Origin of the sequence: Mycobacterium kyogaense (assembly GCF_003254575.1) — a bacterium.
GTDB lineage: Bacteria > Actinomycetota > Actinomycetes > Mycobacteriales > Mycobacteriaceae > Mycobacterium > Mycobacterium kyogaense.
On record NZ_QJUA01000014.1, the window covers coordinates 14,961 to 41,517 of the forward strand.

The following is a 26,557-nucleotide window of genomic DNA, read 5'->3' on the forward strand; positions in this document are numbered from 1 at the left end:
CTGCCGTCACCAGCCCGTCGTCAGGACGTGGTCCAGGCAGTCCACGAAGTAGTCCGCCGACTCCTTGGTCACGCACAGGGGCGGCTTGATCTTCAGCACGTTCAGGTAGTCGCCGGTGGGCTGCATGATCACCCCGAGGCTGAGGAGACGATCGCAGATCGCCGCGGTCTCTTCGGTCGCAGGCTCGAGTGTCTCTCTGTCGCGGACGAATTCGAGCCCCAGATACAGACCCGAGCCGTGCGCGGTGCCGACGATCGGATGCGTTTCGGCCAAGCCCATCAGCCGGTTCTTCAGATGTGCGCCGACGATACGGGCGTTCTCCTGCAGGCCCTCGGTCTGGATCACGTCGAGGACGGCGAGGCCGATCGCCGACGACACCGGAGACCCACCCGTCGAGGAGAAGAAATAACCCTGGGACCGGTAGCGTGCCGCGATCGCGCGGCGGGTCACGACGATGCCGATGGGTTGCCCCGCGCCGACCGACTTCGCGACGGCCACGACGTCGGGGACCACGTTCTGCTGCTGGAATCCCCAGAACCATTCGCCGAGGCGCCCGTACCCGACCTGTACCTCGTCGGCGATCGCGATGCCGCCGTGCCGGCGCACCGCGGTGTACACCTGCTCGAGGTATCCGTCAGGTAGGGCCACACCGCCGGCGTTGCCGAAGTAGGACTCGCAGATGAAGCCGGCCGGCGGCGTCCCCGCCTCGGCGAGCGCGTCGATCACCGCGACGGCCTCCGGCGCGTACTTCTCGGCGTCGGCGCCGCGATGCACTCCGCGGTAGCCGTTCGCGGCGTCGACGGTGTGCACCCACTCGGGCCGGGTGGCCAGCGCATTGGGATTGTCCGCGATCGACGTCGACACCGCGTCACTGGCGAACGTCCAGCCGTGGTAGGCCTCGCGCATCGCGACGATGTCGGGTCGGCCCGTGGCGGCCATCGCGATCCGAATCGCGAGATCGGTTGCCTCGGAACCGGAGTTGACGAAGAAGACGGTGTCGAGTTCGTCGGGCAGGGTGGCCGAGACGCGTTCGGCGAAGTCGGCGATCCCGCGATAATTGAAGCGCGAGTTGGTGTTCAGCAGGCGCATCTGCCGGTGGGTGGCCTCCACCACCCTGGGATGGGCATGCCCGACGGACGTGACGTTGTTGACCATGTCCAGATAGACGCGACCATCGGTGTCGGCGAGGTACTCCCGCCACCCGCGTTCGATGCGGGGCGGTTCCGCGTAGTAGTGCTCCTGGACCTCGGCGAGGACCTGATGCCGGCGGACGAGTGTGTCGTCGCGGCGCTCGGCGGCCAGCGGTGGCAGTCCGATCAACGGGGCGGGGTCACCGGCCACGCGGCGCCAGGCGTGGGCGTAGCGGGCATCGACCAGAAGCGGCACGGGGCCCTCGTTCGCACGGGTGAGCTGGATTTCGATCGGCGTATGCGCCGGCAGCGTCACTCCGTCGGGGGAGAAGCCGGTCAGGCGGACCACCTGGTCGGCAACCGAGATCGTGACGCCGTCATCAGCCGGCTCGAGTTCGGCGCCGGCGGGGACGTCGAGGTCGGTGTCGCCCGCCAGCCACACCGTGAGCGCGGTGGGGACCGTCGCCGGGGCGGCAGGGGTGCGCATCGGAGCACCGGTGAGGCGCGGATGCCATGCCGGAAGCACGACGGCCGAACTCCCCGACGCCAGCGCGGCCGCGGCTGCGTCGGCCAGGGTTGTCGGGTCCGACCAGCGGCCCTCGTCGTTGAGCGGCGCCGTCGTGCCGGCGTCGAGCACGGTCGCGTCGGCAATCTCGGCGATCAGGGGGGCTCCGCTCCACACCGGTCCGGGCCGGACGGCCATGTCCAACCCGTCGCGGATCAGTGTGGTCATCACCGGAAAAGGCACCGACGCGGCCTGTTCGAGGATGCGGAGTTCACGGTCGAGTGCGGAATCGGCGTAGTCGTTCTGCCCGTCGATGCGCACTTGCTGACGACCGCTGAGCACCAGCACCACCCCGCGCAGGGCGACCAGCGGCCACAGGGCGTCGGCCTCGTCCTCGGTCAGTGGGCGCAGAGCATGGAACGCCCGGATCGCGGGCAACGCGTCGACCGGTGTGAAGCCGTCATGGTGCAGCAGCGAGGACACGGTGATGGCGATCTCGTTGACTGCCCACGATTCGGCGACGTCGCCGAAGTCGATGACGGCGTCGGGCACGGCGCACGGTCCGTGCGGCGCGACGACGTTGTCGTCTGTCAGGTCGAAGTGCCCGAGCTGCAGGGGAAGTCGGGACATGACGGGCGTGAGGTGTTGCGTCGCCCGCTCGGCGACAGAGCTGGCGAGCTCTGCGATGCGGGAGTCCGGTTCGTCGGGCAGCAGCGCCTCGATGACCCGGTCAGCATGGCGTAGGTCCCACTGCAAGACGCGGGTCGACGCCGGGTGGGTCATGTCGGACAGGGCCACGCTCACTTTCCCGGCGAGTTCACCCATTCGTGCGACCGTCGCGGGGGAGAGGTACGCCGATCCCATCAGCGTCGCACCGCCGATGAACTCGAGGACGCGGGCGTGCAGCCGACCCGCACTGGTGTGCCACCACGCGGACATCGGCCCCTGCGGGCCGACGACGACCCGGGGGATGCGCAGTGCGGGTTCGCGTTCGGCCACGGTGTCGGCGGCCAGGCCCTGCAGCTCGATCTCCGCTTCAGAGAAGACCGGGTTGGTCAGTTTCAGAACGCCGAGCGGTTCACCGGTGTCGTGATCGGTCACCAGGAAGTTCTGGTCCTGCTGACTTCCCAACTCTTTGAGATCGCCAATCATGGAGAAGATCTCGTGCAGGTGACGTCGGACCTCATCGGCACCGAGAGCCGGGGCGGGCAATTCGGTGCGTGCGAAGAAGTCGAAAACCTCGGTTTCGATCATCAGATGCCTCGTCTCGACGGGGTGTCCCCACCTGGGGCGACTAGAACATACACGGAAGGTTTTGCGGGCACTAGAGTCCGTTTTCGCAGGTGATCGCACATCAGAGTGGCGAACCGACGGTGGTCGCCACCGCGCCGGCGACGGCACCTCCGTCACCGCGTGCGACGACGACGATCAGCGGCCCGTAGGGCGGCCGCCATTCACTGTGGACGCGGTCGTGCTTGCCTGCGGGGAGCACAGAGGTGCCCGTCTTCGCGTGCTGTGAGCCCTCCACCAGGACCCGCTCGCCGTCCACGAAGGCGGCGATTTCCACGGCGGGGCCGCCCTCGACGAGCACTCCGAACGTCAGCGTTGCACCGTCATCGCCAGGGCGGATGTCCACGTCCGACACCTGCAGGCGCAGGTCACCGTCGGCCGGGCCGCACGGTGCCGCGAACACGGCCTCGTCACCCAGCGCGGGTGTGCGCGACGGAGTGGTGCGTCGCGTCCGCAGGCTCTCGACCGAACGGGCCAGCTGCAACAGCGCCGTGTCCGAGTACGCGGGGCCCGCCAGTGTCAGGCCGACGGGCATGCCGATGTCCTCCATCGTGCCCATCGGCACGGTGACCGTCGGGATACCGAGGTGGCGGGGCACGAGGTTGCCGTTGGACACCCAGACGCCGTTTCGCCAGGCGATGTCGGCCGACGCAGCCCGCGTATCAGCGTCGGCGGGGCCGACGTCTGCTGCAGCCGGGAAGATCACCGCATCGAAGCCGTTGTCGGACAACCACTTCTCGAAGTCGGCGCGTCGTGTCTCCTCCAGCCCGCGCATCCCTGCTTCGATCGACGGGATCTGGTCGAAGGGAATGACGCCGGCGCGGGCGTGCTCGACGTACTCCGCGAGGTCGTAGGCGAGGTCGAACGGGAAGATTCCGTAGCGGTCCGGGAGGGCGCCGGTCGGCTCGGGGAAGATCAGAGATCCGTCCACCGCCGCCAGAGCCCCGGGCCCCGAGTCGACCGACCGCAGGAATGCGTCGAAGGCCCATATCGACAGATCCGAGAGCTCACGCGCGAGGAACTCGGCCGGAACCAGGCCCCGCTCGACCATCGTGCGCGAATCATGGTGCAGCTTTTCGTAATTCTCGACGACTGGGAAGTCGGTTTCCACGACCTCGGCGCCGGCCGCGACCAGGTCGTCGCTGATGGCCCGCCACAGCGCCATCACCGAATCGCGGGTGCGAATCGGGAGCGCGCTGTCCGGATCGCCGTTGATGTAGAGGCGGGGGACGGCGAGGCGTAGCCCCTGCAGGGGCAGGGGTGCGAGATCGGTGAACGAGGCCGGCCGCACAGCCGAGGCGGCGGGGATGCCGACCCAGTCCTGCAGCCGCCAGAGATCTCCGTCCCGCACCGGATCGTCGTCGACGACGACGTCGAGGAGGTGGAGCAGATCGTCCACCGAACGCGCATGGGGGACAACGACATCCATGGTCGGGACCAGCGGCCAGTTGCCGCGGACGGAGATCACCCCGCGGGAGGGAGTGTAGGCGACGAGACCGTTGTTCGAGGCTGGGGCGCGGCCGGATGACCAGGTCTCCTCGGCGAGGCCGAAGGCGCCGAAGCTCGCGGCGGTGGCGGTTCCTGACCCATTGGACGATCCCGAGCCGAACGCTGCCGTCAGATACTCGCTGCTGTAGGGACTTTCGGCGCGACCGTACAGTCCGCGTTGCATACCTCCGGCTGCCATCGGGGGCATGTTGGTCAGGCCGAGGCAGATGGCACCTGCGGAGCGCAGCCGGCCGACCGCGAAGGCGTCATCGTCGGCGACGAGATCGGCGAATGCCGGAGAGCCCGCGGTGACCGGTAGGCCGCGCACTTTGTAGCTGGCCTTGGCGGTGAACGGGATCCCGTCCATCGGCCCGAGGGACCGACCGCTCGCCCGGCGCCGATCCGAGGCCCGCGCCTCGTCGAACGCCGCGGGATTGAGCACCGGCACGGAGTTGAGCATGATGCCGGACCGGTCGTAGTGCCCGATTCTGTTCAGATACCGGGCGACGAGCTCGACACTCGTCACGGCACCACTCTCGAGAGCACGGCTCAGCAGGTCGAGATCGGCCTCGACGACCGTGAGATCACCGGATGTCATGGGCAGGACGCTGTGGATTCGACCGACACGCGCTAAAACATACACTGTCGGTTTATGCTTGTCGTCAGAACGCAGTCGTCGATTCTTCAGAGGAGACCGACATCGCACGCCCACCCCGTCCGATACTCAACCGGGATCTGATCGCCCGCACCGCACTGGCGCTCATCGACCGCCATGGCGCCGAGGGCGCGAGCATGCGGCGGGTGGCCCAGAAACTGAACGTGAACCCCACCTCGCTGTACAACCATGTTGCGGACCGTGCCGCGATGATCGAAGACGTTCGCGCATTGGTGTCGGCGCGTATCGACTCGGCCCCGTTGCGCGAAAGCACCTGGGAGGACGGCCTACTCGAGTGGGCTCGCTCCTACCGGTTGGCTTTCGCGCGTCACCCCCGCGCGATTCCCCTGCTGATGACCACCCGGGCCTCGGCACCGGTGCTGCTCGCCGAATACGAGGATTTCGTGGTGGCCGCCGAGGCCGCAGGATGGCCCACCGACGACGTCCTCCCGCTGTTGACCGCGTTCGAGTCGTTCATCCTCGGCAGCGTGCTCGACATGTCCGGCCCCACCGTCATCTTCGATCCGGCCGGACAGGAGGAGCAGTTCCCCCGCTTCACCGCGGCCTATGCGACGTTGGCAGACCATGACGCGGCCGACCCGATCGCGACACGCGCATTCGAGCGCGGACTGGCGATGCTCGTCGCGTCGGCGAGACCGAGTCCCTAGGCTCGAGCCGTGGAATGGGAGTTCGTGGCCGAGGTTTTCCAGTGGCGCGGGCCGGCACCGTACTTCTTCGTCGAGACACCGCCGGACATCGACGATTTCCTGCACGCACGGTCAAGCGAGCTGACCTACGGGTGGGGGGTCATTCCCGCCCGGGTGCGCATCGGCGGCACGGAGGTGACGACGTCACTGATCCCGCGGGACGACGTCTACCTGGTTCCGCTGAAAGTCGCGCTGCGCCGCGCCGAGGACGTCGACGACGGCGACACGGTGCGGATCCGATTGACCGTGGCCGTGGGACGCTGACGTGGCGATGGCTCAGCCGGTGGCGTCGAGGATCTTGATCGCGAAGACCAGGGAGTCACCGGGCAGGATGCCGGCGGCGGGCTGACCGTTCGGGTAGCCGTCCGCCGACGTCATCGCGACCGCGACGGTGGAGCCCACATGTTGACCGGCGATGGCCTTCTGGAAGCCGGGCACCACGCCACCCAGCGGGAAGTCGACCGGGGTGCCGCGCTGGTAGCTGCTGTCGAACACCGAGCCGTCGCGGCCATTGACGCCCTGGTAGCAGACGGACACGGTGGCAGCGTCGCCGACGACGGCGCCCGATCCGGCTTGCAGCGTGTGCACCTGCGTCTCGGTGACCGTGAACGGCGTGGTCACGGTGATCAGGGGTGCCGCGGTGTCCGTGGAGCCGGTGACGGCGACGCTGCCGGTCGCCCCGGGAAGGGTCCATTCGGGAGCTGTTGCGGCACTGGGAGCGGCAGTCGGACAGGCTGCTGCCTGCGCCTCGGAGGACCCGCAGGCTGTCAGAGCCAGAGCGGAACCGGCACAGATGGCGAGAGCGAGGGCAGACGGCACACGACGTAGCAGCACCCGCGCCACGCTACCTGCCCACAGGTTTGAGTTCGTGGTGGGTCTGGGCACTGGAGACAACATGAGCGACGACAACAAGGTGACCGTGGAACGCACCATCGATGCATCCGCCGACGCGGTCTTCGATGTCCTGTCCAATCCTCACCGCCACCCTGCCCTCGACGGGTCGGGATTCGTGCGCGGTGTCGACCACGCCGACCGCATCCAGAAGGTCGGCGAAGTGTTCACCATGAACATGGCCGGCGATCACATGGGCGGGGAGTACAAGACCGACAATCACGTGACCGGATACGTCAAGGACAAGCTGCTGGCATGGCAGACGGCCCCCGCGGGAACCGAGCCGCCCGGCTGGAAGTGGTTGTGGGAGCTGGAAGCTCAAGGTCCGAACGCGACGCTGGTTCGGCACACCTACGACTGGTCCAAGGTCACCGACAAGGATCTGCTCAAGAAGGTGACGTTTCCGTTGGTCACCGAGGATCAGCTGAGCGACACGCTGTCTCGCCTGGCGGCCGAAACCTCATCCTGATGTACCCCACGGCACGCGTCAGAATGGGCTGATGCGTGCTGTGGTGATGGACCGCATCGGCGGCCCCCTCGAGGTTCGGACAGTCCCGGACCCGACAGCTGCGCCCGACGGCGTCGTCGTCGCGGTGCGGGCCACCGGTCTGTGCCGCAGCGACTGGCACGCATGGGCCGGCCATGAAACTCTGGCGCTTCCTCACGTCCCGGGCCACGAACTTGCCGGAGTCGTCGAGGCGGTCGGCCCAGACGTGCATGACTGGGCGGTCGGCGATCGCGTGACAGTACCGTTCGTGTGCGGCTGCGGGACGTGCTCATGGTGCCGCACCGGTAACGCCCAGGTCTGCCCGCGGCAGGAGCAGCCCGGGTTCACCTACTGGGGCTCGTTCGCCGAACACGTTGCGCTGCCTGCTGCCGACACCAATCTGGTGTGTCTTCCCGAGTCGGTGTCATTCGCCGCGGCGGCGGGGTTGGGGTGCCGATTCGCCACGGCCTTTCGCGCACTCACGGGAGTGGGCCGTGTCGAGCCTGGGCAGTGGCTCACGGTGGTCGGCGCCGGCGGGGTCGGATTGAGCGCGGTGATGATCGGCAAAGCGCTGGGCGCCAACGTGATTGCCGTGGACCGCAATCCGTCCGCACTGACCGCCGCCGAGGTGCTCGGCGCCGACCACACTCTGGTCGCCGGCGACGGCCGAACGGCGGCGGACACGGCGGCAGATGTTCACGAAATCACCGGCGGCGGTGGCGATGTCGGCGTGGATGCGGTCGGTCACGAATCGACGTGCGAGCTGTCCATCCTGAGCCTGCGCCGCCACGGTCGGCACGTCCAGGTGGGCTTGTTGCCGCCGGTCGACGGGCATCCGCGCCTACCCATGGATCGGGTGATCGCCTGGGAGATCTCCGTCCTGGGCAGCCACGGGATGGCCGCAGCGGATTACCCCCCGATGATGGCGATGATCGAACGGGGAGACCTCCGGCCGCAAGACCTGATCGAGCGCACCATCGGCCTCCGTGAGGCGGCAGCGGCTCTCCCCACCGTCGACACCGCGTCGCCGGTGGGTGTCACCATCATCGACCCGAGCATCTGACATCACGCCTTGCCGAGAGTGACCTGCGTGGTCTGCGTAGCGCCGGTGTCGTCCCGGTAGGTGACCGACACCTGATCGCCAGGCGCTTTGGACCGCACTGCAGCGGCGAGCGCCTCGGGTCCGTCGATGACCTGGCCGTCGATCTTGGTGATCACCGCCCCACTGGACAGGCCGGCCTGCGCGGCAGGGCTTCCGGCCGCCACCTGCGCGATGGCCGCGCCGTCCGCGCCTCCGGAGTCACTGGAGTCACCGCCCTGGGTGCCCAGTTGCACGCCCAGCGAGCCGTGACTGGCGGTGCCGGAGGAGATCAGCTCATCGGCGATGCGCTTGGCCTGGTCGGACGGGATCGCGAAACCGAGCCCGATGGAGCCGCCGCTGGAGCCGGAACCCATGCTGGCACCGGCTGAGTTGACACCGATCAGGTCGCCGTTCATGTCCACCAGCGGTCCACCCGAATTGCCCGGATTGATGGCGGCATCGGTCTGCAGCGCGTCGAGGACGACGGGGGAACTGCCCTCACCGTCGCCGGCGGTCACGGGCCGATTCAGTGCGCTGACAATGCCTTTGGTCACCGTGCCCTGCAAGCCGAGCGGGGATCCGATCGCGACGACCTCTTGGCCGATCTTCACGTCCTTCGACGAGCCGATGGTGATCGGCGTGAGTCCGCTGACCCCCTGCGCGCGCACGACCGCCAGGTCACCGATCGGATCGGTGCCCACGACGGTGAAGGGCACGCTGCGCCCGTCGGAGAACGTGACGGTCGCGGGGGAGTCGCCGCCGTCGAAGGCCGCGGGCTGCGCCCCCGCACCGCCCTGAACCGCCGGCGCGACCACGTGGTTGTTGGTGAGGATCAGTCCGTCCGGGCTGAGGACGATGCCGGACCCTTCGGCCATGCCCTGCCCTGCGGTGATCTGCAATTTGACGACGCTGGGCATCACCTTGGCGGCGACCTGCTCCACCGAACCGGGCGCGGCGCTGGCAGCCGGCTTCACCGGCTGGGCCTGCGCTGCTGACGCTGGTGTGGCGGCCGGGTGCTGGTGATCAGTCACAGCTACCGCTGCCGCGGCTCCGACGCCACCGCCGGCAATGGCCACGGCGGCGGCACCCGCGAGCACGAGCCCACGCGGGGTGCGCGAGCGGCTGTTTCGGCGTGGCGTGGCCGGGCCACCAGGCACGGGTTGGTGGTGCGGCCACGGTGCGGAGTTGCCCGGCAACGGGTTCGGCGGAGCGGGCCAGCTTCCGCGCGACCAGTCGTGATTGTGTGGAGGAGGTGGGGGCGGGGTCGCCATCGGTGGTGTTCCCTTCGAGTGGGCAGGGGACGTCGGCGGGTCCGACGTGGTTGGTCTCAGGTTGCCCACCGCAACTGAGACTCGACTGAGAGCACACTCAGCAAAGACCGAGAAGATCGCTCACCGGTAGAGGCTGGCCATTCCGTTGACGGGACCGAGGCCGTGGCCGAGGGGATAGGCCTCCCGGATGCATTCGGTCACCCACGTCTTGCCGAATGCCACCGCGTCGGGAACGGAATAGCCGTGCGCCAGTGCAGCCGTGATCGCTGCGCCCAGGGTGTCACCGGCGCCGTGGTCATCCCGGGTGTCCACCCGGGCTGCTGCGAACTCGTGGAACTCCGAACCGTCGAACAGGAGATCCGAGCTGATGCGGGAGGTGCGCAGATGGCCACCCTTGACCAGGGCCCATCGAGGCCCGAGCGCATGCAGCGCGCGGGCGGCGTCGCGTTGGGTCTCGGGGTCCACGACGTCGATGCCGACGAGGAGCCGTACTTCGTCGAGGTTGGGCGTCACCAGGGTGGCCAGCGGAATCAGTTCATCGCGCATGGCATCGAGCGCACTGGGGTGCAATAACGGCTCGCCGGCGTTGGAGGCACACACCGGATCAACCACGAAGGGGACCCTGCCGGTGAGCTTCTCCGCCGACCAGGTGGCCACGATCGCCCGGATGATCGCCGTAGAAGCCAGCATGCCCGTCTTGGCCGCTTCGATGCCGATGTCGGACACCACTGCGCTGATCTGAGCACCGACCACCTGCACCGGAATCTCATGAAACGCTTTGACACCCAACGAGTTCTGTACAGTTACTGCGGTGACGGCTGCGGATCCGTGTACGCCCAGCATCGCGAACGTCCGCATATCGGCCTGTAGACCGGCGCTGCCTCCGGAGTCGGACCCCGCGATCGTCATCACGCGACGCGGCGTCTGACCGGGGGCTGTCAGCGGGAGACGATTTGTCATCACGGGTGATTGTAAAGTGGTGTGCGACGCTCGACCGGTTCTACGACGCTGCGAGCCGGAGGTCGCCCGGCCTGCCGAAGAGGTACCCCTGACCCCATCCGACCCCGAGCTCAGTCAGCGTCGCCTGTTCGTCACGTCGCTCGATCGCCTCGGCGATGGTGGTCGCTCCGGTCTCGGCGCAGAGCCGCACGATGGCGGTCACCAGGGCGCGCTTGGCTGGATCGCGGTCGATCCCCGACGTCAGCGATCCGTCGATCTTGACGATGTCCGGCCGCAGCTGCAGCATCTGCTTGAAACTCGCATAGCCTGCCCCGGCGTCATCGATTGCCAGCCGAACACCGCGCTCCCGCAGAGGTTTCAGCGCATCGGCCAAGCCGTCCGGGAAGGGCTCGTGCTCGGTGACCTCCAGCACCACCGGTGTGCGCACCGTCAGCAGTGCTTCGTGTAGCCGCAAGTCGGTGGCTGCCGAGGGGCTGGCGTTCACCGCGAGGAAGCAGTCATCGGGCACACGGTCGGCGTCAACGAGCACCCGAGACAGGGCCGCCAGTTCCAGTGCCACTCCGCGTCCCAGGCGACGGGCGACTTCGAACCAGTAGGCGGGGGATCGTTCTGCGCCGCCGGGAAATCGACACAACCCCTCGAAGCCCACCACGGTTTCCGACGCTAAGTCGACGATCGGCTGGTAGACGGCCGACAGTGGTGAGGGCGCAGCAAGAAGATCGTTCACATGTTTGTGGAGCGCGTCCTCGCGGGCCATGTCGGGAAGCAACACCGACGCCAGGAACTGCGCGGCGAGATCGCGGCCCTCATGTCGAGGATCGCCGAGGAAGTCGTCGAGCATCGACGAGAGTTCGGTGTGAGATCCGATGAGAGCCGAGATGAAGCGTGCGGTTGCCTCCATCGCCGCTACGTCGCGGTTGGTGAATTTGGCCTTGTCGACCGATGCGAGGCTCAGTGCGCCGATCCCCGTGCCGTGGTGCATGAGTGGTATCACGACGAGAGACCCGACGCCCAAGCTCGCGCCGATGGCCCGAACCTGGTCGGTCAGCGCCGGATCCCCCACCGGGTCCGAACTGACCTGCGGTCGCCCCGTGGCAAGTGCTCGCCCCTGCAACGTGCCTTCTCGCGTCAACGTGAGGCCCAGTAGTGACTGCACCAATCCGTGGGCGGACACGACCACGAAGGTGTCCTCGGGAGTCAACAGGCTGACCGCCGCACCGTCAGCTTTCGGCGTGAGCAGGCACATCTGCTCAGCGATCCTCTGCATGAGCGCTGAAGGATCGATGGACGCGTTGATCGCCGCGACGAGGTTCTGCAACGCCTGACCTAGCGCAGTCCCGGATTCTCGTGGCTAATGCGCACTTTTGACTTCCTCCCCTTAGCCAGCAGGTGGAGCTGGCTCTGGCCAAAATAACAGCGAACCGAGGGTCAGTTGTCGAGTTGGACGAATGTCACGTTCGCGTCATTGGTTGTCGCGCCAGGCGAGGACATCCTTGAGGGCAGCGAGGTCGTATCCGTCGTCGGCGGTGAGCTCGGTTTGGAACAGCGTGACTCCGGCCTCGCGGAAACTGTCGGCGCTACGCTTGTCCTGCCATAGCGTCGAGCGTTCGATGTCTGAGCCGCTGCGGCCGAACGTCGCAGCCAGCTCGTCCACCCGTTCACTGAGCCGGCGGAACGTGTCGAGTTCGGCGAACGCGTGCCAGATGTCGGCGTGGCGGGCGACGGCGGGGAGGGAACGCTTGGGGCCGGTGCCACCGATGAGGATCGGCAGCTTGCGTACCGGCGGAGGATCCAGCACAGCAAGCCGGTTCTCGATGCGGATCAGGCTCTCGTCGAACAGATCGAACCGCGACCCGAAGGTGCCGAAGTCGTATCCGTAAGTGGTGTAGTCCTTTTCGTACCAACCCGCGCCCAGGCCGAGGACCAGCCGGCCACCGCTGATGTGATCGACGGTGCGGGCCATGTCAGCGAGCAGGTCCGGGTTGCGATAACCCACGCCGGTCACGAGCAGCCCGATGTCGGCGTGTGAGGTGATCTCGCCCCATGACGCGAGCGCGGTCCATCCCTCGAAGTTGGCCACGTCGGGCTGAACCTCGGCCAGCACGGGTTTGCCGTCGATCAGGGCGTCCATCACCGGGCGGTGGAAATGGTCATAGCCGAAGATCACATCGACACCGAGGTCGTCTGCGGCGACCACGGCGTCACGCCAGGTGCGATAGTCGGGGGCGCCGCCTGGCTGGATCTGCACGGCAACGCGGACGGGACGGGTCATGGCTGCTCCTGGGTAGGGGAGGGGCGACTCTTCAGCCAATCCGTACGCTGCCCACTTTATTCCGCTCGGCCCGGCGATGCGGGGTTCGGCGCCGCGCAGAAGGGGCACCCTGGGGAACGGATCGCCGACGCGGCGACCCTTGTCGAGAGAGGACCCGCGCTTATGACGATGCCCAGCGACGCTACCGACTCCGTCGAGTCGGTCGGCTCGAATGACGGTCCGCGCGATCGCGCGAGTGGTGCGGAGAGAGATACCGAGCACTCCGCGTACGTCGACGACGACAACGTTCCCCACCCCGGTGAAGCCAACGAAGGGCGCTGACCCTCGCCACTTCCGGCTACGTCAGATATGTTCCGTGTCCCTCGACGACGAGTCCGTCAGCGAAGCAGAGAACCTCGTTGACGAAGTCACCTCGCTGGTTGCGGTAGTTGATGACGACGACGTCGATCCCTTCGTAGACGGCCTCGACGGTGAAGTGCAGATCAGGGCGCAGGCTCAGCGCGCGACTCCAGAAATCGCGCAACGCCGCCTTGCCTTCGATCCGACCACCGCTCGCCGGCACCACCTGCGCGGCGATCGGGGAGGTGAAGATGACCTCGTCGACGAAATGGTCGAGGACCGCCTCGACGTCGTGGGCGTTCCACGCGTCGACCCATCGCTGGCTGAACGTTGCGACATCGATTGGCATGCGACAGGCTAACGAGCCGAAACTCAGGCGTCTACGGGTTTTCTGCCGGCGAGCAGTCGGCAGACATGCAGAGATGAGTGTGCTCGGGATCCGTCAGTGCGGCGCTGGGTTCTCCGCAGACCGGGCACGGCCTCATCACAGCGGGAGCACCCGTCGGGTGGACGAACCCATCCCTGGTGAGCAGCTGGAGGTGCAATCGTCCCTGGCCCTCCGGTGGGTTCGGATGTCTGACGAACTCCAGCGCGGGGTCAGCTGTGCCGCCGTAACGCACTGACGTGTACTCAGGATGGGTCCGGATCATCGGAGCGCCGACGAGCGCAGACCAGAACCGTCCGACGGTCAGCGGGGCCTCCGCGTGCGTGACCACCGCTGCGAGAGAACCAGATTGGCGATATTCACCGCGCGGTTCCAGGATGCAGAACTCGTTTCCCTCGGGGTCGGCCATCACCTGCCATGGCACGTTCCCCTGACCGACATCGGCACGCAGCGCGCCGAGATCGAGGGCGCGCCCGATCAGGGCCGCGTGATGCTCTGGGGAGTCGGAGGCGAGGTCGATGTGCTGTCGATTCGCGTCGCTGTGCGACTGCACCGCCGGGACGAACCGCACGTCGGTGTTGCCACCGAGGTCCGTCGCGCAGCGCCCGGTGGTGGAGTCGACGGTCAGACGACATTCGACCATTCGCGCCCAGAAATCACCGAGCAGCAGCGGATCCTGCGATTCCACGACCACGGCAACGCGGTTGGCGCCCACGCCCCCGACGGTAATTCGCTCTGTCCTGAAATGGCAGCCCGAATGCCGACATACTGTTGTCGCGCCGCTGTCCGATGCTGTCGATATGACCGAGAACCGAGACACGATGACGACGAGCGGAGCAGCCGGCGACGCTGCGCTGGCGGTGTGGCTCACGATGTGGAACAGCGACGGCGACATCGCCCGTCGAATCTGCAGTGACGACTTCCGAACTCACTTTCTGAACTCCGAGGCGGACGGCTCGAATCCCGGCGATGACGTCGTGGGTGCGGACCAGTTCGCGGAGTACCTCGATGGCTATCGCCAACGGCACCCGGATGTGGTGTTCACCGAGGTGGCTCGGGCCAACGATGGTCTGCATGGACAATTGTTGTGGGATGTTCGCGCGGAGGGAAATGCAGCCGGCGGGGTCGACGTCTTCGACTTCACCGAAGACGGTCTGATCCGAGAGGTCTGGTCGGTGGGCGGAACGCGGCCACATCGCCCCTGAGATCGGTAAGACTTGCGCCATGCGGCGTGCGGAGAGGTTGTATGCACTGGTCGACCTCCTGCGGGGATCCCGCCGACCCATGTCTGCGGCGCGTCTCGCCGACGAGTTCGAGGTGTCGAAGCGGACGATCGAGCGAGACATCCAGTCGCTGCAACTCGCCGGCGTCCCGATCTACGCCGATCGCGGTGTCGCAGGAGGATATTCGATCCTTCGAAAGCATTCCTTGCCGCCGTTGAATCTCACGGTCACCGAATCGCTGGCAGTGCTCGCCGGGCTCGCTTTACTGGAAACCTCACCCTATGCGGCGGCAGCACGACGGGCGCGGGCCAAGGTCCTCGCGATCAGCCGGGAGGATCAGTTGGCGCCGGTCGACGAAGTGCTGCGCGGGGGCGACTCCTGGCTGTTCGTCGGCTGGTGCCGGCTGCGGCACGGGTGAGGACGTCGCGGGATCGGTTCTGACCACTAGTATCGGGCGCGTGACCGAGCAGACGCCGTGCTGGGAGATGGCTTCGGCGCCCTGCGACCGGCTGCCCGGGGTGAGTTCCATGATGGGTTATCGGGCCGTCGACGTACCGGATGGCACGCACCTCGGCATGCCCTCGGCGAGCCTGACTTTCATCGTCAGCGCCGACGACGGTGTCGAGGCCGCTGCCGATGTCAGCCAGCTGCCGCTGGCTCGCCCGCAGCGCGTGATACTCAGCGGACTGCACGTACACGCCAGCCATGTCCGACAGCGTCGCGGGCAGGCCGGCATCCAGCTCGCGGTGCACCCGCTGGCCGCGCGCGCCCTGTTCGGTGTTCCGGCCGCCGAACTCAGCGTCGATGACTTCGACGGGTCGGCCGTCCTCGGCGCCGTGGCAACCGAGCTCAGTGATCGAGTGGCCGACGCGACCTCCTGGCAACGGGCCTTCGGTGTCGTCGCCGACTTCGTGCAGCGCCGCTCGGATGGCCAGCACGAAGTGCGACCGGAACTGCAGCATGCCTGGCGAATGATGCGGTGCAGCGGTGGACGAGTGTCGGTGGCCACGGTGGCGGACGAGGTCGGACTGACGCCTCGACACCTGGGCACGTTGTTCCGCCGCGAGGTCGGGCTCGCGCCCAAGGCCGTCGCCCGGTTGATGCGCTTCGAAACGGCGACAGCACGGATCGCTCGAAGGGTCGCCGAAGGCGGCTGCGTCGACCTCGCCGGCGTCGCAACCAGCACGGGATTCTCCGATCAAGCGCATCTGAGCGCCGAGTTCGTCGCGTTCACCGGCCTGCCGCCGCGGAAGTGGATCGGCGCGGAGTTCCGAAACATCCAAGACGGCGGCCACCGGATGTTCGATCCTGACAACCATGACCCAGTCGAACATGACCCTGTCGAATCCGGCCGTGTGGCCGACACTGCAAGCCCATGACGCACCCGCGCTGATCGACTACCTCGTCGACACCTTCGGCTTCGTCGTCAACGCGCGATACGGCGACGGCGACCGCGTGGACCACGCTCAGTTGAACTGGCCGGAGGGCACCGGTGGGCTGATGATGGGCAGCTACAAGCCGGGCACCGACTGGTGCCGCGAACCCGGCAGCGCTGGCGCTTACATCGTCACCGCCGACGTGGACGCACTGTATGCGCGTGTGCAGGACCACAACGCCGACATCACGCGACCGCTCTGTTCCACCGATTACGGATCGCGAGAATTCGCCGTTCGAGACCCCGAGGGCAACCTGTGGAGTTTCGGCACCTATCCGGGTGAACCGCGACAGAGCTGAGACCGGACGCAGCGATCCCGTTTAGGTGCGTCCGTACCGGGAAGCCGGACGGTCGACCCAACGAGCCCGACCGACGGGCTCGTTCGTTGACGAGGGGATGCGATGGCAGCCGACCGTGGAGCCAAGGAAACCATCAAGAGCGTCGTCAAGGACGCCAAGGACAAGGTGGTGGAGGCCGCCGAGCGGCTGCAGCAGCACAGCCCGAAGTACATCCCCGGCGCACCCGGCCCGGAGCCGGCGCCGTTCGAGGAGCCGACCGACGTTCGCGAACCGCTACCGCCGAAACCGGACCAGGGTGGGCCTGATTTACGCACTGCGACTGGGCTTTCCGTCGGCGGCGGCCAGACAGCACGCGGGCAGCAGGGGGAGTACCTCACGACCGCGCAGGGTGCCCGTCTTTACGACACCGACCACTCGCTGAAGGCCGGGCAACGCGGGCCGACGCTGCTACAGGACCACCACCTGCGGGAGAAGATCACCCATTTCGACCACGAGCGCATCCCGGAACGCGCGGTGCACGCCCGCGGCGCGGCAGCGCACGGTGTGTTCCACGGCAACGGCGCCGCCGAGAAGATCTGCACGGCAGCCTTTTTGAGATCGGCTGCGGAAACCGATGTCTTCGTGCGTTTTTCGACCGTGTTGGGCTCCCGCGGTTCGGCCGACACCGTGCGGGACACCCGGGGTTTCGCCACCAAGTTCTACACGGACGAGGGCACTTTCGACCTGGTGGGCAACAACATCCCGGTGTTCTTCATTCAGGATGGCATCAAGTTCCCCGACGTCGTCCATGCCGCGAAGCCGCACCCTGACCGCGAGATCCCGCAGGCACAGAGCGCACATGACACCTTCTGGGACTTCGTGTCGTTGCACACCGAGGCCCAGGCGCACACCATGTGGAACATGTCCGACCGAGGCATTCCGCGTTCGTACCGGATGATGGAGGGCTTCGGTGTCCACACCTTCCGGCTGACCGGCCCCGATGGTTCGACGTCGCTGGTGAAGTTCCACTGGAAGCCACGCCTCGGGGTGCACTCCCTCGTGTGGGAAGAGGCACAGATCGCGGCCGGGATGGATCCCGATCTGCATCGCCGCGACTTGGCCGACGCGATCGAGAAGGGCGCTTACCCCGAGTGGGATCTCGGCGTGCAGGTGATGCCGGATTCTCCGGACCAGATGTTCGAGGGAATCGACCTGCTCGACCCCACGAAGATGGTGCCCGAAGAGCTCGCGCCGGTTCAGATCATCGGAACGATGGAGCTGAATCGCAACCCCACCAACTACTTCGCAGAAACCGAACAGGTGGCGTTCCATCCCGGACATCTGGTGCCCGGCATCGACGTCACCGACGATCCGCTGCTGCAGGCACGGCTCTTCTCCTATCTGGACACCCAGCTGAGCCGCCTGGGTGGGCCGAATTTCGGCCAGATTCCGATCAATCGCCCGCATGCACCGGTCAACGACATGCTTCGCGACGGCTTCCACCAGCACGGTGTACATCCGGGAGTGGCTCCCTACCAACCGAATTCACTCGACGGTGGGTGCCCCTTCTTCGCCGGCGCAGATACCCGTGCGTTCATCGAGGCGCCCGCGGTCGTGGCCGAGTCGACGAAGGTCCGTGCGGCACCGGCCTCCTATGACGACCACTACAGCCAGGTCACGCTGTTCTACCGCAGCCTCACTCCCGTCGAACAGGCACACATCGCCGATGCCTACACCTTCGAGCTCGGCAAATGCTATGAGCAGGCGATCAAGGAGCGCCAGCTGGCGGTGCTGGCGAACATCGACGCCGATCTGTGCGCGACCGTCGCGGCGGGCCTAGGTCTGGAGGCGCCTGCCGCCACCACGCCGCCCGCTGAGCCGTCGCAGCTCAGCCCGGCAGTGTCGCAAGTGGGGGAGCGCTGGCCGGTGGAAGGCCGCAACGTCGGCATCCTCGTTGGTCCGGACTCCGACCTCAGCGACGTGTCGACCGTTGTCGACGCGCTCGGGGCAGCGAAACTGGTGCCCCTGGTGATCGCTCCGCACGGCGGTGCGCTGACGAATGATGGCCAGAGCGTGCCGATCTCGCGGACGTATGCCACCGCGCGGTCGATCGAGTTCGACGCCGTGGTGATCGCGGGTTCGCCGGCAGCAGTGCAGGCCAAGATCCTCGTCGATGAGGTGTTCCGACACTTCAAGGGAATTGCCGTGCTGCCGCAGGGTGCCGACCTACTCGTCCGCGCGGGTGCTTCCGACGGCGCCGAGGGCGTGCTCAGCGGATCGGATGCGTCAGCGCTGGCAGCCTCCCTGATCGAGAGCATGGGCGAACACCGGGTGTGGGATCGCGCCGTCGTCCTCAGCTGAGGAGTCGGATCACCGACGTTCCTTCGGACGTCACAATTTTCCGAGTCTCAAGAGGACGTCACCGGGTACCGCACCCTGTGTACAGCGACTTCGGAGATGAAAGAGGCGGGACATGGCGTCAGGCGTGGCAACGGTGTGGTTACCGGTCAAGGACATGAAGCGCGCGTTGAGCTTCTACGGTGACACACTGGGTCTCGAGGTGAAGAAAGAAACGGACGAGTGGTCTGAGCTGGATGCCAACGGACTGATGATCGGCCTGAACGCACGTGAGTCGTCCGGAGCGGACGGAAGTGGCGGCGCGCTACTCACGTTCCAACCGGACGGCGGCATCGAGGATGAGGTCTCTCGGCTGGAGGGCGAAGGTGTGTCGTTCGTCGGGGGCATCAGCGATCACCCGTGGGGTCGGATCGCCTCGTTCAAGGACTCCGAGGGCAACGATCTCCAGGTGTATGAGCCGCCGTCTGCGTGAATCGCAGGAGCATGGCTTCGGGTGATCGAAACGGTTGCTCGCCGCCCCGGTCACCGGGAGAGTGGATCCATGCCTGATGCAGATGCCCACAAGACGGACACCACCGCGGGGCTCGCCGCCCTGGCCGGCCACCTCGAGAAGGTCGCAGAGCGACTGGGCGTGAAATCGGTTCTGGTGATGCGCTCGGAGGCCGACTCGATGGTGGTCGCCGCCACGGCAGGGCAAGCCACCCAGCATTACACCGTCGGTGCGGCCGGGAAGAAGGCGCTGGACGACGCTTCGCGCGTTCCGTTGTACTGCGAGCGGGTCGTCGACGTCGACCACGCCGCGTTCGTTCGTGACTCCCGCGACGATGCCACCTTCGCCGGTAATGAAGACGAAGTGGAGTTCGGACTTCACAACTATCTCGGCGTGCCTGTCCACGATGCAGGCGGCCACGTCGTAGGCACCGTGTATGTACTCGACGACAATCCGCGTGACTACACCGACGAGGAACTCGCCCAGCTCTCGGAGCTGGCAGGGGAGGTCGAGCAGATCGTTCACGAGGACAACAGCTCGCTCAGCTGATGGCCCACGGCCCGGGAATGCGTTTCGGCCTCACATGGTTGGTCGAGCCGTGAAGAAGATCGGCTTCCTGTCTTTCGGGCACTGGTCGGACAGCCCACACTCGCGGGTGCGCTCGGCGGCGGACGCGCTACTGCAGTCGATGGAGCTCGCGGTGGCCGCCGAGGAGGCGGGTGCCGACGGGGCGTACTTCCGGGTACACCACTTCGCCAGGCAGCTCGGCTCGCCATTTCCCCTGCTCGCTGCCGCGGCTGCCCGCACGAGCCGCATCGAGCTGGGCACCGGCATCATCGACATGCGCTACGAGAATCCGCTCTACATGGCGGAGGACGCAGGTGCCGCCGACCTCATCTCCGGCGGCCGACTGCAGCTCGGCATCAGTCGCGGGTCACCAGAGCAGGTGATCGAGGGCTACCGGTACTTCGGATATGAGCCCGGTGAAGGTGACACCGACGGTGCCGAGATGGCACGTGAGCACACACGCGTGTTCCTCGACATTCTCACCGGGGAGGGCTTCGCGCAGCCGAATCCGCGTCCGATGTTCCCCAACCCGCCCGGCCTGCTGAGGGTGGAGCCGCACGCCCCGGGGTTGCGCGACCGAATCTGGTGGGGTGCGGGCACCCGCGCCACGGCGGTGTGGACGGCTCAACAGGGGATGAATCTGATGAGTTCCACGCTGCTGAGCGAGGACACCGGTGTGCCGTTCCACCAACTGCAGGCCGAGCAGATCCAACGTTTCCATGACGCGTGGAGACAAGCCGGGCATACACGCGAATCGCGTGTCTCGGTGAGCCGCAGCATTTTTCCGATCGTCAACGACCTGGACAAGCAGCTGTTCTGGCACAACCGCAACAGCACCGACGAGGTCGGCTTCCTCGACGGCGGTAAGGCACGCTTCGGCAAGACCTATGCGGGGGAGCCCGACAAGCTCATCGCTCAGCTCGCTGAAGACGAGGCCATCGCGGCGGCCGACACGTTGCTGCTGACTGTGCCCAATCAGCTTGGCGTCGACTACAACACGCACGTGATCGAGAGCGTGTTGACCCATGTTGCACCAGAGCTCGGGTGGCGGTAACGCACGACCCGACCAAGATGCATATTTGTCAACTGGTGGGGCTGGTCGTGAAACCCAGCCAGCCGGCGACCGTCAGCACCGCATCCGCGAAGACAGCAGGCCTCTCCTGAGGCAGATTGTGGCCGCTGTCGACAGCACGGTGCTCGTGTCGTCCCAAAAACATGGGCGCGTGATCGGCTGTTCCTCCCGGTTTGAGAGGGTCGTGCACTCCGTCCAACGTGACGGTGGGTACGGGGATGATGGGCCTGCGCGCCAGCGCCTCGCGCACGGCCGTGTACCGCGGATCTCCCTCGGCCGTGCCGAAATTGTGGCGATAGGCATGCACCACTACGTCGACGAAGTCCCGGTTGTCGAAGGACGAGGCAGTCGCCTCGTACACCGCCTCGTCGAAGCGCCACGTCGGCGACCACTGCCGCCACAGCATCATGCACATCTCGTGTCGATGCGCTGACAGGCTCTCGCGACCTCGTGGACTCTGAAAAACATGCTGGTACCACGCCACGTGTTCCACCGATGGCGGAAACGCGTGCCGTTGTCGCTCGTCGATCACGTCGTAACCGGCCATCGACACGAGTCCCGAGATCAGGTCGGGCCACACTGCGGCAACGCCGCAGCACGCGAGTCCGCCCCAGTCATATCCGGCCACGATCGGGCGGACAAGGTGCAGCGCGCCGATCAGTTGCCGGAGATCATCGGCCAGCGCCGCCTGTTCACCAGATCGGATGACGTCGGGCGTCGTGAAGCGGGTCGGTCCGAAGCCACGCGCGAAGGGCCGTATCACACGGGCGCCCCGACGAACCAGCCGAGGCGTCACTTCGTCGAAAGCCCGGACGTCATAAGGGAACCCGTGACACAGCACCACAGGCCAACCGTCAACGTCGCCGTCTTCCAGGTAGCCGATCCGAACGGTCTCGGTGTGTGCTTGCGCCACCGAGGAACCCTACTCGAAGCCGTCGGGTCCCGTCGTCTCGTGCTGGCGTAGGGCACCCAGGCGGGAATCAGCGCCTCGAATGGTCGTTCACGCAACGATCATGTCGTCGGGGTCAGTCAGCGCGTGGGGTGCGTGACTCATCGACCAATTGTCCACCAGACGTCCGATGGCGACGGCAGAACTCATCACTGCCGGCGCAAGCCGCTCCGGATCCACCCGATTGATCGGCACGGTGGCAGAAAGGGCGGCGAATGCACGTCCCGCGTAGTTGACGATGGGCGCCGCGATTCCCGCGCAATCCGCCCTCACCTCACCCACCTCGACAGCAAATCCCCGGGCCTGCACCGTACGGAGTTGCCTGTGCAGTGCGGCTGGTGTGCAGACACTGCGCGCTGTCAGTCGTGGCAGTGGAACCTGCGGTAGTTGGCCGCCGTGAGCGGCCATCCAATCGGCGAGAAGAACCTTCCCGGACGAGGAACACGATGTGGGCAGCCGGCTGCCGACCTGGAACTCCCCGAGTACGTTGCCTCGACCTGCAATCTTTTCGACGCAGAGGATGTGCTCCGATCCATCGAGGATCGAGATGTTGACCGACGTATGCACCGTGGAGAACAGATCGGTGAGCAGCGGGCGGGCGATCTGGCGCAGCGCCACCGTCAGAGGGACGCGCTGGCTCATCTCGAAAATGCGCACTCCCAGTTGGTAATTGTCTCCCCGGCGCGCGAGGAATCCCCAGTGCACCAGCTCTTGAGCGAGCCGGTAAGTGGAGGCCTTGCTGACACCACTTCGCTGGCTCAGCTCGGTGAGTCCAAGGGAAATGGTCCCGGGGCCGAAGGCGCCCAACAGAAGATGCGCCTTTCCGAGGACAGACTTGTCATACGGGGGCGTCCTGAGTGGTTGCTCGGTGGCCGGCGCTGAAGTGGTCATGAGGTTCTCCAGGGGCTGCGGGACTGTGATCCCCGCTATTGTTATCCACTTGGATAACAAAGAAAAGCCCAAATGTTAACTCGGTGTCAAACTTCTTTTCCGATGCAACCGTTGGAAGGCAGACGGGCAGCGCGAGCTGCCCGTCTCACTCGCAGCCGAGCACCCGCCTCTGTCGGGACCGGGGCAGAGGTTCACTCAGTGAATCGTCGGCTGGTCACCGATCGGTGCCGCAGCTTCTATGGGACCGACCGACTCATGACCCTCGAAGGACACCGATGACTGACGACGAGAGTGCGATTCGAACTGTGTGTGAGGCGTTCGGTCGAGCCATGCAGGCGATGGACATCGGAGCGCTGGAAAATCTGTGGGACAGCAGCTACGGGCATCTGATCTACCAGCCCGAGGAGTACCCGACCGCATGCACCACGTGGGATGAAATCGTTGCGTATTGGAACTACATCCCCGGCGTCATCGACCGAATCGTGGAATGGCGCGAGATCGGCGCCGACGTGGCATTGCTGGGCGACGCCGCCTTGGTGTACTGGACATGTCTCACCGCCTTCGAATTCAAGGATTCCGAAGACCAACTCGCCGGGGAGATCCGTTTCAGCCTCGGATTGCGCCGCACCGCAAGCGGCTGGCGGCTCATTCATTGCCACGAGTCCCGTCAGCTCATCGTTGGCTAGACGGCAGGGGTGATCTCCGACGTGGAATCCGGGGTTGCGGGCCGCGGCCCCCACTCACCGTGGTTCACCGAGTAGGGAGTCGCCGGCCCGGACTTGTCCGACAGTCGTGAGAGGCGGCGTCTGGCAACACCATTGGCTGCTGTGTGCATCCCCCTGACCGCGCGTCACCAATCACACGCTCGCCTCACAGACTGGCCGAGGGCGCAACGAGGCGCCGTCGGGGTCGCTCCCCGGTGGCGCCTCACCCTGCCCTGTTGACGAACGTCTCGGCACATCAGGCGCTCTGACTACGGACGTCAGGTACCGCGTGGCGCGGCGGCGTGAGCGAAGACCTCCGAGTGGAGCGCGAGCTGCTGAGAGCACACAGTTCACTCCGGAGGTCTTGGTGTCTCCGTCAGGTCAGAACGGCTAGCTTCGGGTTGCCCGGCTGACGGCCTCGCCTGGCTCGGCTCGCGGTGCCGCCACCCGACCACCGCCCCCGTGGCGAGCGCCAGGAATGGAAGCGCTGGCAGAGAGTCGTACAACGCGCCGGATTTGCCGGTCAGCATCGAGAAGCTGCTCAAGATGAGTATCAGAGCACCGGTGAGGCCCACGAGCCCGAGCGCAGGCGCCACCCGCCTCATCAGCAGCCCGCCCGGTGAACCTGATGTCGGGTCAGGGGTTCGGAGATAACGGATGATGGAGACCGCCGCCAACGCCTGAAGGAGTACGACTGACAGCGCACCGAGACCGAACGTCACCGCCCCGGTGTCGAGGTAGGGGTCCGCGCCGAGCAGACCCAGACCGCCGACGATGATGACCACCAACACCAGTTGACCAAGGGTTGCGCGGGTCGGTGCGCCGGTCCGGCCGTCGACCACGCTGAACCAGCGGGGCGCCAGCCGCTCCTCGGCCAAGGACTGCAGGTACCGGGCCGCGAAGTTGGTCATTCCCAAGGTGGTTGCGAAGAGACTGGTCACCAGCACCACCGATGCCGCATGGAAGAGATAGTTCCCGCCGAACTGTCTGGCCAAGTCGAAATAGAGGGCGCCCCCTGAGGCGGTCGCCGCTTCCTGGATCTTGTCGACGCCGTACACGCTGGTAGCCAGCCAGGTACAGATGGTGAAGAACGCAGCCAACAGCCCGACGCTGATCATGAGCGCGCGCGGAATCGTGCGGTGGGGGTTTCGTGCCTCGCGGGCGTAGAGGGTCGCAGCTTCGAGGCCGAGGAAGCTCAGGAACGCATACATGATCGCAACACCGGGTGCGCCGCTGACGATCACCTCAGGACGAAGAACATCAGGGGTGAACGCGGCAAGGCCCTTGACCGCGACGATGGCCACGTCGAGTACCAACACCACCGCCATCTCGGCGACCACGAGGATTCCGACCACGCGCGCACTGACGTCGATCTGCCGGGTGGCCAGCAACCCGACGGTCAGCACGAGTATCGCGAAATAATAACCCCATGCCAGGTCAACGCCCATTTCCTGCTGGACGACGTACCGGATGTAATACGTGCTGGCCGCCGCCGCGCCGATCAGCACCGAGGTGTACGCAAGCAGAGCCAGCGTGGCCCCTGCGCTCGCGGCGATGTTGCCCAGTCCTGCGCGGATATAGGTGTAAAGAGCACCAGCGCTCGGCATGGTCTTGCCCATCTCGGCATAGCCGGCGATGAAGCACAGCAGGACGACACCCACGAGCGCGTACATGAAGGTCGTCGACGGTCCACCGAAACCGAACGCGAGTGGGGCGACGCTGACCACACCCGTCATCGGAGCGATGGCGGCCAACACCAAGAACACGATCCGGCTGGTGGTGAGGACGCGGGGAACCTGTTGCTGGCCAGCGCCAATGCCTTCGGTTCGTGCATCGGTCACTGCATTGCCTCCCGCAGACGTTGCTGGTAGCCGATCACCTGATGCTCGGTGGCCGGCAGCAGTCGGCTGATCGGCGTCTGCGCCAGATGCATGCTCGGTTGGATCTTGCTGATCGCTTCGAGGTCTTCCCTGAAGGTCACGTCATACATTTCGCCTCGCCGCTCGACGGTTTCGTCGGACATGATCGGATTTCGGAAGGAGTCGAACATGAGCCGCGTTTCGTCAGCGGAGATGGGTAGAGCTGTTCCGCAGAATGAGACCACGTCGTCGACTCCCATGAAATTGCTCGGGAAGAGCATCATGAAATCCAGCCCCTGGGCCGGCTCTCCACCGAGTTCGGCAGGCTGTTCGATCGCGGGCCCGTGTTGCGTCCACGCATTGCGGTAGGACCGCACGTCGTAGTTGTCGCGGTCGGTCATGAAGCATTGCGAGATGGAGTCCGCGTGAATGGATGAGCAGTGGTAGCACTCAGCCGTGTTGTCGATGAACAGTTTCCAGTTGGCCTTGACCACGTACTCACTGCGACCTGTGAAGACATAGCCTGCGGAGCGACGCTGGATGTTCTCGACGAACTGCGCACAGTCCGCCAAGCCCGACCACATCGAGTCGGCGGACGGCTCGGCATTGACGAAGATCCATGGGCCGATCGTCTCCAACTGAACCGGCTGCAGTCCGAACTTGGCTTTGTCGAAACTGCTGTCACCGTGTGTACCGGGGGCGCCTGCCAATGTGCCGTCCAAGCGGTACGTCCAGCTGTGGTAGCCGCACTGCAACATCCGGCCATTACCCGATGTTTCGACAACCGGATGCCACCGGTGGCGACACACGTTGAGAAACGCACGCAGCACACCGTCTTTGTCCTTCGTCACCACAACCGGTGTCTGTCCCGCCTGGCCGATGATTCGATTACACGCGTCGAGCTGCCCGGTGTGCCCGAGGTAGTGCCATCCTGGGGCGAAGACCTTGGCCCGCTCCCGCTGCAGGACATCCGGGTCGGAGTAGTTCTGGGGCGGCAGTCCGTCCACCCCCTCTGGCGGGAGGGATCCCGCGGTAGGGCCTCCTGAACCCTTCCTGGTCAGGATGTCTTCAGCGGTCTCAGTCATCGTCGCAGCTCCCGTCGAGATGCATGGCCACGCTCGTCGCGACCTCCCTGATAGATCTCACGTCTTGCTGCGGCCCACGTCACTTTGTTGGACCGCTCAACGAAACACGTCGTCTGAGAGAGGGCTTGCTCGCCCTTGCCATACGATGACTGGATCAATGGGCGACATCGACGAGCCCCCGGGTG

Annotated in this window: 26 protein-coding genes; 13 read left to right on the forward strand and 13 right to left on the reverse strand. The window is 66.1% G+C overall.

Going from position 1 to position 26,557, the window contains the following annotated elements:
• Positions 1–6: 6 nt before the first annotated feature.
• Entirely contained in the window at positions 7–2,889 is a 2,883-nt protein-coding gene (locus tag DMB80_RS12105; RefSeq protein WP_111510074.1) for an aminotransferase, read from the reverse strand.
• Between the two features lie 100 nt (positions 2,890–2,989).
• Entirely contained in the window at positions 2,990–5,011 is a 2,022-nt protein-coding gene (locus DMB80_RS12110) for an amidase (RefSeq protein WP_111510075.1), read from the reverse strand.
• On the opposite strand from DMB80_RS12110, the gene DMB80_RS12115 reads away from it, so the two are divergent.
• Together DMB80_RS12115 and DMB80_RS12120 are read left to right on the forward strand one after the other, a co-directional pair.
• On the forward strand, positions 5,005–5,736 hold the full coding sequence (locus DMB80_RS12115; RefSeq protein ID WP_111510076.1) for a TetR/AcrR family transcriptional regulator: 732 nt from the start codon (positions 5,005–5,007) through the stop codon (positions 5,734–5,736). The genes DMB80_RS12110 and DMB80_RS12115 overlap by 7 nt on opposite strands.
• 9 nt (positions 5,737–5,745) lie before the next feature.
• Entirely contained in the window at positions 5,746–6,039 is a 294-nt protein-coding gene (locus tag DMB80_RS12120; protein ID WP_111510077.1) for a DUF1905 domain-containing protein, read from the forward strand.
• Positions 6,040–6,051: 12 nt separating this feature from the next.
• On the opposite strand, the gene DMB80_RS12125 is transcribed toward DMB80_RS12120, so the two are convergent.
• Positions 6,052–6,609 (reverse strand): FKBP-type peptidyl-prolyl cis-trans isomerase, encoded by a 558-nt coding sequence (locus DMB80_RS12125; protein ID WP_240431149.1) that lies wholly within the window; start codon positions 6,607–6,609, stop codon positions 6,052–6,054.
• Positions 6,610–6,670: 61 nt separating this feature from the next.
• On the opposite strand from DMB80_RS12125, the gene DMB80_RS12130 reads away from it, so the two are divergent.
• On the forward strand, positions 6,671–7,135 hold the full coding sequence (locus tag DMB80_RS12130) for an SRPBCC family protein (RefSeq protein WP_111510079.1): 465 nt from the start codon (positions 6,671–6,673) through the stop codon (positions 7,133–7,135).
• A 31-nt stretch (positions 7,136–7,166) separates the two neighbouring features.
• The gene (locus tag DMB80_RS12135) at positions 7,167–8,216 is read left to right on the forward strand and encodes a zinc-dependent alcohol dehydrogenase family protein (protein ID WP_111510080.1); all 1,050 of its coding nucleotides are present in this window, start codon (positions 7,167–7,169) and stop codon (positions 8,214–8,216) included.
• A gap of 2 nt (positions 8,217–8,218) precedes the next feature.
• On the opposite strand, the gene DMB80_RS12140 is transcribed toward DMB80_RS12135, so the two are convergent.
• The 6 genes from DMB80_RS12140 to DMB80_RS12165 all read right to left on the reverse strand — a co-directional run bounded on the left by DMB80_RS12140 (position 8,219) and on the right by DMB80_RS12165 (position 14,176).
• A complete protein-coding gene (locus tag DMB80_RS12140; protein WP_111510081.1) occupies positions 8,219–9,505 on the reverse strand; it encodes a S1C family serine protease in 1,287 nt (428 codons plus the stop codon).
• Between the two features lie 120 nt (positions 9,506–9,625).
• A complete protein-coding gene (thiD, locus tag DMB80_RS12145; protein WP_111510082.1) occupies positions 9,626–10,465 on the reverse strand; it encodes a bifunctional hydroxymethylpyrimidine kinase/phosphomethylpyrimidine kinase in 840 nt (279 codons plus the stop codon).
• A 40-nt stretch (positions 10,466–10,505) separates the two neighbouring features.
• Positions 10,506–11,783 (reverse strand): sensor domain-containing phosphodiesterase, encoded by a 1,278-nt coding sequence (locus tag DMB80_RS12150; RefSeq protein WP_111510083.1) that lies wholly within the window; start codon positions 11,781–11,783, stop codon positions 10,506–10,508.
• A 144-nt stretch (positions 11,784–11,927) separates the two neighbouring features.
• A complete protein-coding gene (locus DMB80_RS12155; protein WP_111510084.1) occupies positions 11,928–12,737 on the reverse strand; it encodes an LLM class F420-dependent oxidoreductase in 810 nt (269 codons plus the stop codon).
• 337 nt (positions 12,738–13,074) lie between these two features.
• Positions 13,075–13,425, reverse strand: a complete 351-nt coding sequence (locus DMB80_RS12160) for a nuclear transport factor 2 family protein (protein WP_111510085.1) — start codon at positions 13,423–13,425, stop codon at positions 13,075–13,077.
• Between the two features lie 31 nt (positions 13,426–13,456).
• Positions 13,457–14,176 carry a VOC family protein gene (locus DMB80_RS12165; protein WP_111510086.1) on the reverse strand — a complete coding sequence of 240 codons (720 nt, stop codon included), beginning with the start codon at positions 14,174–14,176 and terminating at the stop codon, positions 13,457–13,459.
• Positions 14,177–14,261: 85 nt separating this feature from the next.
• Between DMB80_RS12165 and DMB80_RS12170 the strand changes: the two genes are divergently transcribed.
• The 8 genes from DMB80_RS12170 (at position 14,262) to DMB80_RS12205 (ending at position 20,866) form a co-directional block, all read left to right on the forward strand.
• Entirely contained in the window at positions 14,262–14,666 is a 405-nt protein-coding gene (locus DMB80_RS12170; protein WP_111510087.1) for a nuclear transport factor 2 family protein, read from the forward strand.
• 19 nt (positions 14,667–14,685) lie between these two features.
• On the forward strand, positions 14,686–15,102 hold the full coding sequence (locus DMB80_RS12175; protein WP_276131538.1) for a helix-turn-helix transcriptional regulator: 417 nt from the start codon (positions 14,686–14,688) through the stop codon (positions 15,100–15,102).
• 109 nt (positions 15,103–15,211) lie between these two features.
• Entirely contained in the window at positions 15,212–16,063 is an 852-nt protein-coding gene (locus DMB80_RS12180) for an AraC family transcriptional regulator (protein WP_111510155.1), read from the forward strand.
• On the forward strand, positions 16,017–16,418 hold the full coding sequence (locus DMB80_RS12185; protein ID WP_111510088.1) for a VOC family protein: 402 nt from the start codon (positions 16,017–16,019) through the stop codon (positions 16,416–16,418). The genes DMB80_RS12180 and DMB80_RS12185 overlap by 47 nt, the downstream gene beginning before the upstream one ends.
• Before the next feature lie 102 nt (positions 16,419–16,520).
• Positions 16,521–18,758 carry a catalase gene (locus DMB80_RS12190; RefSeq protein ID WP_111510089.1) on the forward strand — a complete coding sequence of 746 codons (2,238 nt, stop codon included), beginning with the start codon at positions 16,521–16,523 and terminating at the stop codon, positions 18,756–18,758.
• Between the two features lie 112 nt (positions 18,759–18,870).
• Positions 18,871–19,227 carry a VOC family protein gene (locus tag DMB80_RS12195; protein WP_111510090.1) on the forward strand — a complete coding sequence of 119 codons (357 nt, stop codon included), beginning with the start codon at positions 18,871–18,873 and terminating at the stop codon, positions 19,225–19,227.
• 69 nt (positions 19,228–19,296) lie between these two features.
• Positions 19,297–19,794 carry a GAF domain-containing protein gene (locus tag DMB80_RS12200; RefSeq protein WP_111510091.1) on the forward strand — a complete coding sequence of 166 codons (498 nt, stop codon included), beginning with the start codon at positions 19,297–19,299 and terminating at the stop codon, positions 19,792–19,794.
• A 49-nt stretch (positions 19,795–19,843) separates the two neighbouring features.
• On the forward strand, positions 19,844–20,866 hold the full coding sequence (locus tag DMB80_RS12205; protein WP_111510156.1) for an LLM class flavin-dependent oxidoreductase: 1,023 nt from the start codon (positions 19,844–19,846) through the stop codon (positions 20,864–20,866).
• A gap of 28 nt (positions 20,867–20,894) precedes the next feature.
• Here DMB80_RS12205 and DMB80_RS12210 read toward each other — a convergent pair whose 3' ends face one another.
• A complete protein-coding gene (locus tag DMB80_RS12210) occupies positions 20,895–21,797 on the reverse strand; it encodes an alpha/beta fold hydrolase (protein WP_111510092.1) in 903 nt (300 codons plus the stop codon).
• 87 nt (positions 21,798–21,884) lie between these two features.
• Entirely contained in the window at positions 21,885–22,724 is an 840-nt protein-coding gene (locus DMB80_RS12215) for an IclR family transcriptional regulator (protein ID WP_162938507.1), read from the reverse strand.
• 275 nt (positions 22,725–22,999) lie between these two features.
• On the opposite strand from DMB80_RS12215, the gene DMB80_RS12220 reads away from it, so the two are divergent.
• Positions 23,000–23,410 carry a YybH family protein gene (locus DMB80_RS12220; RefSeq protein WP_111510094.1) on the forward strand — a complete coding sequence of 137 codons (411 nt, stop codon included), beginning with the start codon at positions 23,000–23,002 and terminating at the stop codon, positions 23,408–23,410.
• A 368-nt stretch (positions 23,411–23,778) separates the two neighbouring features.
• On the opposite strand, the gene DMB80_RS12225 is transcribed toward DMB80_RS12220, so the two are convergent.
• Positions 23,779–25,269 carry an APC family permease gene (locus tag DMB80_RS12225; protein WP_111510095.1) on the reverse strand — a complete coding sequence of 497 codons (1,491 nt, stop codon included), beginning with the start codon at positions 25,267–25,269 and terminating at the stop codon, positions 23,779–23,781.
• Positions 25,266–26,372: an aromatic ring-hydroxylating oxygenase subunit alpha gene (locus tag DMB80_RS12230; RefSeq protein ID WP_111510096.1), complete on the reverse strand. Its 1,107-nt coding sequence runs from the start codon at positions 26,370–26,372 to the stop codon at positions 25,266–25,268. Before DMB80_RS12230 ends, DMB80_RS12225 begins: the two co-directional genes overlap by 4 nt.
• Positions 26,373–26,557 lie beyond the last annotated feature (185 nt).